Here is a 13274-nt window from a genome sequence, read left to right on the forward strand (position 1 = left end):
AGCTGCACTCGGTGACGTCATGGAGCGGCACGAGTCGTTGCGGACCGTGTTTCCCAATTCCCCCGACGGACCCCGGCAGGTGATCGTCGATTCCGGGTTCGCCACTCCCGACCTCGGCCCGGTCCCGGTTGCCCATCGGGATCTTCGAGACTCGCTCACTGCCTTCTTCGGCGTGGGGTTCGATGTTACCGAGGAGCTTCCGATCCGGGCAAGGTTATTGGCACTCGCTCCCGAGCGGCACGTACTCGCCGTCGTGGTGCATCACATCGCGGCCGACGGCTTCTCGATGGAGCCCCTGGCGCGGGACGTGATGCTCGCCTACACCGCACGCGCGCAACAGCAGGCGCCCGGCTGGGCGCCGCTGCCCGCGCAGTACGCCGACTACACGCTGTGGCAGCGGGAGGTTCTGGGCACGGAGGCGCAGCCCGAGTCGTTGATGTCGGGACAGCTCCTCTACTGGACCCGAGCATTGTCGGGCATCCCGGATGTGCTGGCCCTGCCGCTGGACCGGCCGCGGCCCACGCAGCGAACCTTCGAGGGTGCCGTCATCACGTTCGATATCGCGCCTGACGTGCATCGCACTCTGACCAGTCTTGCGCACCAAAGTAATTCGACGCTGTTCATGGTGATGCATGCGGCATTGGCAGTACTGCTGGAAAGGGTATCGGGATCGGAAGACGTGGTGGTGGGGACGCCGATCGCGGGCCGTGACGAAGCGGCACTCGACGATGTGGTGGGAATGTTCGTCAACACGCTTGTGCTTCGCACGGCGGTGGCGGCGGGATCGTCGTTCGCAGATGTGCTCACCGAGGTGCGGTCGGTCGATCTCCGGGCGTTCGAGCACGCGGACATTCCCTTCGAGCGACTGGTGGACGAACTCGCACCTGACCGATCCACCGCGCACGCACCGCTGTTCCAGGTGATGCTCGAATTCCAGAACGCCACCCGTACACACCTGGAACTGCACGGGCTCACCGCCCAGTCCCTCGACGTGGATCTGGACGTGGCGAAGTTCGATGTGCAGCTGAGCCTGGCGGAGCGGGTCGACGAGCGGGGCGTGCCGACCGGGATCAACGCCGGTTTCCGCTACGCGACCGACGTGCTCGATCGTGAGTCGATGGAGGTTTTCGCAGCGCGCTTCGTGCGGGTGGTCGAGGCCGTCGCCGCCGACCCGACCGTGCCGGTGGGGGATATCGATATCCTGCGTGCGCCCGAACGCGAACTTCTGCTCACCTCCGCGTATCGACCGGGAACTGCTGTCGTACCGGTGTCGTTGGCGGACCTGTTCGATCGGGTGGTGGCATCCGAGGGCGATGCCGTCGCGGTGCGCTGCGACGGCACATCGCTGACGTACCGGGAACTCGACGAACGGGCGAACCGGCTCGCGAGACTGCTGGTGGTGCGGGGAGCAGGAGCGGAAACACTTGTGGCCGTGGGCATGACGCGCTCGATCGACCTCGTCGTCGCGCTGCTGGCGGTGGTGAAATCGGGCGCCGGCTACCTCCCGGTGGACGTGACCTACCCGACGGAACGGTTGGCTTTCCTGCTGGGCGATGCCCGGCCGATGTGTGTGCTCACCACGTCGGCGGACGCGCAGACAGTCCGTATCACCGGGGTCCCGGTGGTGGCCGTGGACGACCCGGAAACCCTGGATGCCGTACAGCGGCTCTCGTCCCTGCCGGTGACCGACCCCGAGCGTCGGAGTCCGCTGCGCCCGGACTCGGTGGCGTACGTGATCTACACCTCGGGTTCCACCGGGCGGCCGAAGGGCGTGCAGGTCTCGCATCGCAACGCGGTCACCTTACTGGCGAACACCCAGACGCTGTTCGGGTTCGGGCCGGAAGATGTGTGGACCATGTTCCATTCCGCCGCATTCGACTTTTCGGTGTGGGAGATGTGGGGCGCGCTCGGGTGCGGTGGACGACTGGTGCTGGTGGACCACTTCACCGCGCGCTCACCCGAGAAGTTCCTGGAACTCCTCCGCGACGAACGCGTCACGGTCGCTAATCAGACCCCCACGGCTTTCTACCAGTTGGCGGAGGCGGATCGTCTCGCCGGTGGCCCCGGTCTGTCTCTGCGGTACGTGATCTTCGGCGGTGAGGCTCTCGACTTCGGGCAACTGGGGCGCTGGTACGCACGCCGAGGCGACGCCGGTCCCGTCCTGGTCAACATGTACGGCATCACGGAAACAACCGTGCACGTCAGTCACCTGCCGATCGACCGGGACCTCGTGACGGGGGGGTCCGCATCGGTGATCGGCCGGGGCCTGCCAGGACTGCACGTGTACGTGCTCGACGGGCGCCTGCATCCGGTGCCGCGGGGAGTGGTCGGGGAAATGTATGTATCCGGTGCGCAGGTCTCGCGCGGCTACCTCGGCCGGCACGCTCTCACGTCGACCCGGTTCGTTGCCGACCCCTTCGCGCCCGGCTCGCGGATGTACCGGTCCGGTGATCTGGGCAGGTGGAACGCGAACGGACAACTCGAGTACCTCGGCCGCAACGACCTCCAGGTGCAGGTGAAGGGTTACCGGATCGAACTCGGCGAGGTGGAGTCGGCCCTGCTCGCGTGCGAAGGCGTGGCGCAGTCGGCGGTGGCGGTGCGCGGGGATCGGCTGGTGGGGTATGTGGTGCCGGAGACCGGCGTCGCGATCGACCCGGCGACAATCATGGGCGCGGCCGCGGAGAAGATGGCTTCGCACATGGTCCCGGTGGCGGTGGTGGTTCTCGACGCGATGCCGTTGACAGTAAACGGCAAACTCGACCGGAACGCGCTGCCCGAACCGGACTTCGGGCAGCGGGTGACCACGGGCCGCAGCCCGGTCACCGAGACGGAACGCATTCTCGCGGACCTGTTCGCCGAGGTTCTGGGACTCGACTCGGTGGGCGTCGATGACTCGTTCTTCACCATCGGCGGGGACTCGATCATGTCCATCCAGCTGGTCACCCGCGCCAAGGCTGCCGGGGTACTGATTTCGCCGCGAGATGTGTTCGAACGCAAAACCGTTGCGGGGCTGGCCGAGACGGCCGGGACGGGTGACGAGGCGGTCGTTCTCGACGAGTTGCCAGGAGGCGGCCTCGGCGAGATTCCGTTGACACCGATCGTGCGGTGGATGCTCGACCGTGGTGGGGATTTTCGCCGTTACTCGCAGACCGCGCTGTTCACGCTTCCTCCAACGTTGGACGAGGACATTCTTGTGCGGGCCCTACAATCCGTGCTGGACCGGCACGACCTCCTGCGGGCGCGGTTGCACCGCACCTCGCGCACCGAAGAGGGCTGGTCGATGGGCGTGCAGGCCGAAGGTGCGGTGCGCGCGGCCACGGTGCTCCGGCGGGTCTCCATGGACGCCACCGGTGCTGGGTTCGGCGAGATTACCGCGAGCGAGCTCGACGCGGCACTCGATCGGCTCGACCCGGAGTCGGGCGTCATGATGCAGGCGGTGTGGCTGGATACGGGCCACCGCGCCGATAGCCGGTTGGTGATCGCCGTCCACCACCTGGTGATGGACGGTGTCTCGTGGCGGATTCTGATCCCCGACCTCGCCCTGGCGTGCGCACAGCTGCAGTCCGGCGCGGCACCGATGCTGGAGCCACCGAGGACGTCGATGCGCCGGTGGGCGCATGCGCTTGTCGATGCAGCGCGCGAACGCCGTGCCACAGCCGAGGTCGAACTCTGGCGTGGGATGCTGGACGCACCCGATCCGGTACTCGGTTCGCGCCCGTTGGACACGTCGGATACCGGCGCCACTACGGCGGACATCGAGGTTCGACTTCCTGCCCGGTTGACCGAGACGCTTCTGACAAGCGTGCCGCAGGCGTTTCACGGCAGCGTGGGGGATGCATTGTTGACCGCGCTGACCATGGCGCTGATCCGATGGCGGCGAAACCGGGGGATCAACCTTCGAGAGGCGCTGGTGAGTCTCGAGGGCCACGGTCGTGAAGAGCAGGTGGTGCCGGGCGCGGATCTCGCCCGCACGATCGGATGGTTCACGTCCATCTTCCCGGTGCGACTCGATCTGAGCGGCGTGGACCTCGATGACGCGTTCGTGGGCGGCGGGTCGGCTGGGGCCGCGATCAAGACCGTCAAGGAGCAACTACTCACCGTTCCGGACCACGGCATCGGGTTCGGCCTCCTTCGATACCTGAACAGCGAGACGGCCCAGGTTCTTTCCCCGATTCCTCACCCACAGGTCAGCTTCAACTATCTCGGAAGATTGGGGCGGACCGGCACGGAGACCGGCGAGGGGTGGGTGCCGATCGACGAACCCGGACTGCGCGGGGCACTGAAGGCGGAGATGCCCGTCGCCGCCGTCGTGGAGGTCAACGCGATGATCGTCGACTCGGGCGACGGCCCCCAGTTGAACTCCACCTGGGCCTACCCTCCGGGCATCCTGACCGCCGAGGAGATCGACGAACTCGCGCAGCTGTGGATAACGGCACTCGCTGCTCTCGGCGCGCACGTGGAGTCTGGCGGTGGTGGATTCACGCCGTCGGATTTCGAGCTCGTCGAACTTCGGCAGGATGCGATCGTGGAGCTCGAAGGCCGCTACCCGGACCTGGCAGATGTGTGGCCCTTGTCGCCGCTGCAGGCAGGCATGCTCTTCCACAGTGAACTCGCAGACGAGTCCCTGGACGCCTACCTGGTGCAGGTGAGTCTCGACCTCGAAGGCGCTGTGGATCTGGCGCGCCTGCGTCGAGCGGCCGACGCGCTGCTGGGCAGGCACGCCAACCTGCGCGCAGCCTTCGTGCACGACGTCGAGGGCAACGCGGTTCAAGTCGTCCGGCAACAAGTGGAGGCGCCCTGGCGTGAACTCGATCTGACAGCTCTCGACGAGGGTGCCGCGGCGGCCGAGGTCGAGCGGGTACTGGCCGAAGACCGGGTCCGCCCCTTCGACATGACGCACGCCCCGCTGATCCGGTTCATGCTGATCACGACCGCGCAGAACGGATGTCGGCTGGTATCGACCAATCACCACATCCTTCTCGATGGCTGGTCGATGCCGCTGCTGTTCGGGGAGTTGTTGACGCTCTATGCAACCGACGCCGATCCGTCGCCGCTGCCACATGTTCGCGGGTATCACGACTATCTGGCGTGGAGGAAACACCGAGATCAGGACGCTTCCCGGGAGGTATGGGTCCGGGTCCTCGCCGGGGTGGAAGGACCGACCCTACTCGCGCCGGGGGATCGGGGCCGGCAGCTGTCCACCACGGCGCAGGAGTGGGTGTTCGACCTGGACGTGGATCGCACCACCAGCCTGCGTGAGGTCGCGCGTTCACGTGGACTGACCCTCAATACTCTCGTGCAGGGTTCCTGGGGGATTGTGCTCGGCATGCTGACCGGCCGCGACGACGTTCTGTTCGGTGCCACCGTCTCGGGGCGGCCTCCCGAACTGGCTGGCATCGAGACGATGATCGGGCTGTTCATCAACACGCTGCCCGTCCGGATCAGGTTGCGCTCCACCGAAACCATTGGCGCTCTGCTTGAGCGGGTCCAGGCCGAACAGGCGGCTTTGCTGGATCACCACTACCTCGGTCTCGCCGATATTCAGCACGGCGCGGGGCCGGAGGTCGGATTCGACACGCTGACGGTATTCGAGTCGTATCCCGTCGACCGCGAGGGCCTGTCGACCGACAGCGATATCGCCGGAATGCGTGTCACCGGGGTGGACGCACGAGATGCCGCCCACTATCCGCTCAGTCTGGTGGCGTCCGCCGACGATCGCCTGCACCTGAAATTCGAGTATCTCCCCGAGGTTTTCGGGGTGGACGTCGTCGAAGACATTGCGGGCCGCGTGCTGAGGGTGCTCGAAGCCTGCACCACGCCCGACCGGTCGCTGGCCGCACTGTCACTGCTGACCGACCGTGAGCGCACCGATCTGGTGCCGGTTCGGGGCCGTCCCGGTGGATCGACCCGCACGCTGCCGCAGATTCTGGCGGCGGCGGCCGCGCTCGACCCGGACGCGATCGCCCTGTCCTACATCGCACCGGGCCACGAGGACCACGAGATCAGCTACGGCGATCTGGATGGGCGGTCGAATCGTCTCGCCCGTGCACTCATCGCGCGGGGTGCGGGCCCGGAGACCTTCGTGGCCATCGGGATACCGCGGTCCGTCGAATCGGTGCTGTCGGTGTGGGCGGTGGCAAAGACCGGAGCGGCGTTCGTCCCGATCGACCCGAACTACCCCGATGAGCGCATCACCCACATGCTCACCGATTCCGGAGCCACTATCGGTGTGACTACGAACGAGCACCGAGGCAAACTCCCCAGCGCCGCGCACTGGCTGGCCCTGGACGACCCCGACTTCGCGACCGAATGCGCACAGCACTCTGCGGGGTCGGTGACCGATGCCGACCGAACAGGTCCGCTCATGCTGGACACCGCCGTATACGTCATCTACACCTCGGGGTCCACGGGGTGGCCCAAGGGTGTGGTGGTCACCCATCGCGGACTGGACAACTTCGCCCTCGATCAGCTCGAACGCCTCGGGGCGACATCACAGTCCCGCACCCTGCACTTCTCCACGCCCAGTTTCGACGGGTCGGTGTTCGAGTATCTGCAGGCATTCGGCGCCGGTGCGACGATGGTGATTGCCGCGCCCACCGTGTTCGGCGGCGAGGAACTCGCGCGACTACTGGCAGACCGTCAGGTCACCCATGCGTTCATCACCACTGCGGCGCTGTCGTCACTCGATCCCGCCGGACTGGAACATCTGACTGACCTGGTGTTCGGTGGTGAGGCGTGCCCACCTGAACTCGTCGCCCGCTGGGCGCCGGGCCGTCGGTTGTACAACGCCTACGGACCGACCGAGACGACGATCATGTCCAACATCAGCGAACCGATGGTCGGTGGGGCACCGGTTACCATCGGCGGACCCATCCGCGGCGTGACGGAACTGGTGCTCGACAGCCGGCTGCAACCGGTCCCCGTGGGAGTTCCGGGGGAGCTGTATCTCGCCGGGGTCGGTCTGGCCCGCGGTTACCACCGCCGACCGGCACTCACCGCGGAGCGGTTCGTTGCCGACCCCTTCCGCCCCGGCGAGAGGATGTACCGCACCGGTGACATCGTGCGGTGGACCGCCGCCTGCAGCATAGAGTTCGTGGGCCGCAGCGACTTCCAGGTCAAGGTTCGCGGTTTCCGCGTCGAACTCGGCGAGATCGACTCCACCCTCATGTCGGTGCCGAACGTCGGGTTTGCTGCCACGATCGCGCACCGCGGCCGCGCGGGAGACACCCTGCTGGTGTCCTACGTGGTACCGGCGCCGGATCGCTCCCTCGATACCGCCGTACTCACCCGGCATCTGGCCGAACGCCTGCCGTCTCATATGGTGCCCATGTCGATCATTTTGCTCGAACGCATTCCATTGACGGCAGTCGGCAAGCTGGATCGCACGGCACTACCAGAGCCCGACTATTCCGGAGTCGGGCAGTCTCGGGTACCGGTCGGTCCGATCGAGGAGACGGTTGCCGGCGTCTTCGCGGAGGTGCTCGGTCTCGAACGTGTGGGTGCCAACGCCGCCTTCTTCGACATCGGCGGCAACTCCCTGAGCGCGACACGGGTGATGGCGCGGTTGAGGGCGGTGCTCGGCACCGACAGTGGGGTGCGTGATCTGTTCGAGTCGCCGACGGTCGCCGCGCTGGCGGCACGGATCGAGCACGCCGGTGCCGGGCAGTCCGGGCGCCCGGTGCTCGCAGCCCGCACACGAACCGAGGGCATTCCGCTGTCGTTCGCTCAGCAGCGCATGTGGTTCATCAACCAGCTCGACACAGCCTCTGCCGCCTACAACATTCCCATCGTGGTGCGGCTGCGCGGTGAACTCGATGTGCGAGCGCTGAACTCGGCTGTCACCGATGTCATCGGGCGGCACGAGTCGCTGCGAACGATGTTCCCGGTGCGCGGTTCCGCGCCGGTACAACAGATTCTGCCCGCCGATGGTGCGGCACCCTCCCTGATCCCCGTCGAAGTTGTCGACGAGGCCCGCCTGCGCGAGAGGCTGACCGGGCTGGTCTCAGCGGGTTTCGATGTCACTTCGCGGCCCCCGATACGGGTTGGACTGTTTTCACTCTCCGTGACCGAGCACGTGCTCGCCGTCGTGGTGCATCACATCTCGGCGGACGGGTTCTCGATGGTCCCGCTTGTGCGCGACGTGATGACGGCGTATGTTGCCCGGGCCTGTGGCGGTCGGCCCGAATGGGCACCGCTGCCGGTGCAGTACGCCGACTACACCTTGTGGCAGCGGGAGTTGCTGGGTTCGGACGAGGATGCCGAATCGCTGATCGGGGCGCAGCTGGCCTACTGGAAGACCGCCTTGGCGGGCATTCCCGATCTCCTCGAACTACCGGCCGACCGTGATCGGCCCTCCCAGCAGTCCTTCCGTGGGGCGCGGGTCCACTTCTCCATCGACAGCGACCTTCATCGGCGTATCAGGTTGCTGTCGCGACGTCTTCGCTCCACCGAATTCATGACCGTGCACGCCGCACTCGCCATCCTGCTGGCGCGGCTCGGCAGCACCAGCGACGTCGTGATCGGAACGCCCATCGCCGGCCGGGGGGAACCTGTGCTCGACGGACTCGTGGGTATGTTCGTGGGCACGCTGGCTCTGCGTACGCGGGTGAATACCGCTGAATCGTTCACCGCATTGTCGGCGCATTGTCGCGAGGTGGATCTCGGCGCCTTTGCGAACGCCGACGTTCCCTTCGAGCGTGTGGTGGATGCGATCGGGCCGACACGATCGACCGCATATACGCCGATCATCCAGGTCTCGCTGGAATTTCAGAACAACGAGCGCCCTGTGCTGACACTGCCGGGATTGGAGATTCGGGGTATCGACCCCGAAGTCGGTGTGGCCAAAATGGATCTCGAATTTCTCCTGGCGGAGGAGTTCGACGCCACCGGTGCGCCATCAGGGATCAACGGCGCCATCGACTTTGCCACCGATCTCTTCGACGCCGATACTGTCCGCGGATTCGCCGACAGATTCGTGCGGATACTGGACGCTGTCACCGACAACCCCGACTGGCCGATCGGCGACCTCTCACTCCTCGACGTGGTGGAGATGCGGTCCATTGTGCCTGCCCGGGGCAAACCCGATGTGCCGGCGAAGCTTTGGCCCGAACTGCTGACCGACGCCGTCGCGTTCGACCCGGATTCGGTGGCGCTGTCGTACGAGGGCCGTCAGATCAGCTACCGCGAACTCGACGAGCGATCCAATCGGCTGGCGAGGGTCCTCCGCGGCCATGGGGTGGGACCCGAGAGCTTCGTGGCACTCGGAATACCACGCTCGATCGAGTCGGTGATCTCGATCTGGTCGGTTACCAAGGCAGGCGCGGCCTTCGTGCCCGTCGATCCCAAATACCCGCGCGAGCGAATCGACTACATGCTCACCGACTGCCGGGCTTCGCTCGGCCTCACCCTGCGAGATAGCCGGCGCAATCTGCCCGACGTGGTTCCCTGGCTGGTGCTCGACGACGCGGACTTTGCCGAGCGGGTGACCGAGGTATCGCCGGAGCCGATCACCGACGTTGAGCGGACGAGTCCATTGCATCTCACGCACCCGGCATATCTGATCTACACATCGGGATCTACCGGAAGACCGAAGGGGGTCACGGTCACGCACTGCGGCATGGCCAACTTCGCCGCGGAAACACGTGAAAGGTTCCAGGTCACGCACGATTCCCGGGTGTCACACTTCGCCTCACCGAGTTTCGACGCGTCGGTGTTCGAGTTGACGATGGCGTTCAGCGCCTCGGCGCGGATCGTGATCGTGCCGCCCAACATCCTCGGCGGCCGTGAGCTGACGGATCTGTTCCGTCGCGAGCAGGTCACCCATGCAACCATCACGCCGACCGCGGTGGCGGCCCTCGACAACACCGGACTCGATTCGCTTCGTGTCCTGGATCTGGTGGGCGAGGCGTGCCCGCCGGAGGTGGTCGCGCAGTGGGCGCCGGGTCGCAGCCTGCACAGCGGGTATGGTCCCACCGAGACCACTGTCCAGGCGAGTGTCAGCGCCCCGATGAGTCCCGGCGAAGACCCGAACATCGGCGCGCCCGCAGTGGGATTCGCGTTCCTGGTCCTCGACGATCGACTGCAACCCCTCCCGGTCGGTGTGCCCGGCGAGTTGTACATTTCGGGGCCAGGTGTGGCACGCGGTTACCACAACCCGACAGCGCTCACCTCGGAACGATTCGTAGCCTGCCCCTTCGGAAAGCCGGGCGACCGGATGTACCGGACCGGCGATGTGGTGCGCTGGCGGCGCGACCTCACCCTTCAGTACGTGGGCCGCCGCGACTTCCAAGTCAAGGTGCGCGGATTCCGCATCGAACTCGGGGAGATAGACGCCGTGCTTGCCGGCCATCCGGCGGTTGCCTTCGCGGCCACCATCGGTCACACCGGACCGTCGGGGTCCACCGTACTGGCCTCGTATGTGCGTGCCCAAGGCGGACAGGACGTGGAGCCTGCGCAGCTGCGCACCTACGCCGCCGAGCGTCTGCCCGCGCACATGGTGCCATCCGCTGTGGTCGTGCTCGATGAGATCCCGATGACCCCGGTGGGCAAACTTGACCGGAAGGCGCTGCCCGCACCGGAGTTCGGCTCGACCGGTGCAGCGTATCGAGCTCCGGCCACGGAGACCGAGCGCACGGTCGTGGACGTGTTCGCCGAGGTCCTCGGGGTGGACAGAGTGGGCACCGCCGACAGCTTCTTTGATCTCGGTGGAAATTCGCTCCTTGCCACCAGGATCGTCAGCGCACTGCAGGCCAGGTTGGATCGAAGGGTTCCGCTGCAGTGGATGTTCCTCGACCCCACGCCGGCGGGGATCGCCCGTCGTCTGGAGAGTCCGAACCGGAGCGCCGGGGTGGAAGACGCACTTGCCGTGGTGATTCCGCTACGAGCGCAGGGAAGTGGCAGACCGTTGTTCTGCGTGCATCCGGCAATCGGACTGTCCTGGGGTTATGCAGGGCTCGTGCAGCATCTGCCCTCCGACCGGCCCGTATACGGACTGCAACTGCCCACGATCAGTGGTGCCGGCGAATACCGATCGATCGACCAACTCGCGCACCGCTACGTCGAGGAGATGAAGGCGATCCAGCCCGAGGGACCGTTCGATCTGCTCGGCTGGTCGCTCGGCGGGATACTCGCGCATGCCATGGCCGTTGAACTGCAGGGGTCGGGTGAAGAAGTCTCCACACTGGCGATCATGGACAGCTACCCCGACAATGGCGAAGACCCGCTGTCCGGCGAACTCGACATCCGAGATCTTCTGCGCGGGCTGGGACTCGAGATCGACGTGGATGGTGAGATCACCTATGAGCGCGCAGCGCGGTTGATCGACGAGTCGTTCGGGGCCGAGACCGGGGTGCAAGGGCGGCACCTCGAACGGATCGCCGCGGGGTACGAAAACTCCAGGCAGCTTGGGCACGGGTATGCCCCGCAGCTCTACAACGGTGACCTGCTCATCTTCCCTGCTGCTCGGGACGGGGACGGCGCTGCTCGATTGCACTCGGCGGCCGAGTGGGGGCCGCTCGTGACCGGTCGCATCCACGAGTACGAAGTGGACTGCGAACACAACGAGATGATCGAACCGCCAGCCCTGGCGATCATCGGGCCTTTGCTTGCCCGCTCGCTCTCCGCTCGTACTTGAAGGCTTCGCCGTCGGCGCGGTCTAGTGCGCGAGTATGCCTAGTGCGGTCTGGTGGCTGTATGAGGGTATCGGCGAGTCGTGGGCTAGGAATCGGAATGTGGTTGTTAGTCTGCGCTGGGCTGGTGTTCTGATTCGATTGCCGGCCATCGCCACTGCACGGTTGATCCGTTTTGTTCTTCTGAGTCAGGAGAACAATGTGAATCCCCACAGTAGTTTCCGCAGGTACCCCACGATTCGGGGGCGCACCCGACGTCTGGTGCTCGGGATGGCTGCCATTGTTGCGATGGTCCTCGGTATGGCCGGTACGGGGGCGGTCGCGGCGGCAGATACCGTGATCGACACCATCCTGGTCGGGAACAACCCGTTCGGGGTGGCGATCACCCTGGACGGATCCTTCGTCTACGTCGTCAACACTGACGACGGCACGGTGTCGGTGATCGACACCGGTACGAATATGGTGGTCGACACCGTCATGGTCGGAAGCTTTCCAGAAGGGGTGGCGATCACCCCGGACGGAACCCGCGCCTACGTCGTCAACACTGACGACGGCACGGTGTCGGTGATCGACACCGGCACCAACACGGTGGCCGACACCGTCCCGGCCGGGAATGGCCCGGTCGGGGCGGCGATCACCCCGGACGGCTCCCGCGTCTACGTCACCAACCTCGTTGACGGCACGGTGTCGGTGATCGCCATTGAGAAATGCCTCGGATCGCTGTGCATCGATTTCGGATCGCTCACGGGCAGCGGCTCGGGCTCGGGTAGCGTCTTCAGCTGACACCTGTACTTGTGGGCCTGTATGACGCCGCCACCCCCAAAGGGTGGCGGCGTCATACGGTTCGTTGACGTGAGTCGGCGGCGGTTACGTGAACTGGCGGCCCACCAGGGCTGCCCCTCCGCTACCCGAGCTCATGCCGTTTCTACCCGTCGAGTGAGGCAGCCCGTGCCGGTGGCAGGCCGCCCCATCGCATGTGCGGTGTACCGCACGGCGGTCCGAGTGTTCGATCGTGTGGCCTTGTGGCCGTGAGGAGTTCGGCGAGTCCTGGGCTCAAGTCAGAATCGGGCTGCTAGCCTCCGATGGGCTGGTGGGCGGATTCGACCACCGGTTTTCCCACTGCACGGTTGATCCGTTTTGTTCCTCTGAGGCAGGAGAAGAATGTGAATCGCCACAGTACTTTTCGCGGCTATCCCATGGTCGGGGGGCGCGTCCGCCCTCTGTTGATCGGGGGGACAGCCATATTTGCGATGATGCTCGGTACTGCCGGAATGGGGGTGGCGACCGCGGCAGCGGATACCGTCATCGCGACCGTCCCGGTCGGGGCCTTCCCGTCCGGGGTGGCGATCACCCCGGACGGGTCCCGCGCCTACGTCACCAACAGCAACAATGGCACGGTGGATGTGATCGACACCGCCGGCAACACCGTCATCGCGACCGTCCCCGTCGAGGACAGCCCATCCTGGGTGGCGGTCACCTCGGACGGGTCCCGCGCCTACGTCACCAACAGTTTCGATGATTCGGTGTCGGTGATCGACACCGCCGACAACACCGTCATCGAGACCGTCAAGGTCAGGGACAACCCGTTCTTGGTGGCGATCACCCCGGACGGGTCCCGCGCCTACGTCACCAACAGAAATGACGAAT

3 protein-coding genes are annotated in these 13274 nt (G+C 65.9%); all 3 read left to right on the top strand.

Annotation, left to right across the window (positions count from 1 at the left end; all coding sequences use genetic code 11):
- A partial coding sequence (locus tag RM2_RS20020) for a non-ribosomal peptide synthetase (protein WP_139277853.1) occupies positions 1-11632 on the top strand: 11632 nt, incomplete at its 5' end.
- Positions 11633-11828: 196 nt separating this feature from the next.
- Positions 11829-12410: a YncE family protein gene (locus tag RM2_RS20025; RefSeq protein ID WP_245814056.1), complete on the top strand. Its 582-nt coding sequence runs from the start codon at positions 11829-11831 to the stop codon at positions 12408-12410.
- Between the two features lie 380 nt (positions 12411-12790).
- Positions 12791-13274, top strand: a 484-nt coding sequence (locus RM2_RS20030; protein ID WP_245814057.1) for a YncE family protein, incomplete at its 3' end; no start/stop codon positions are given.

The organism is Rhodococcus marinonascens NBRC 14363, from assembly GCF_001894885.1.
GTDB classification, from domain to species: Bacteria; Actinomycetota; Actinomycetes; order Mycobacteriales; family Mycobacteriaceae; genus Rhodococcus_F; species Rhodococcus_F marinonascens.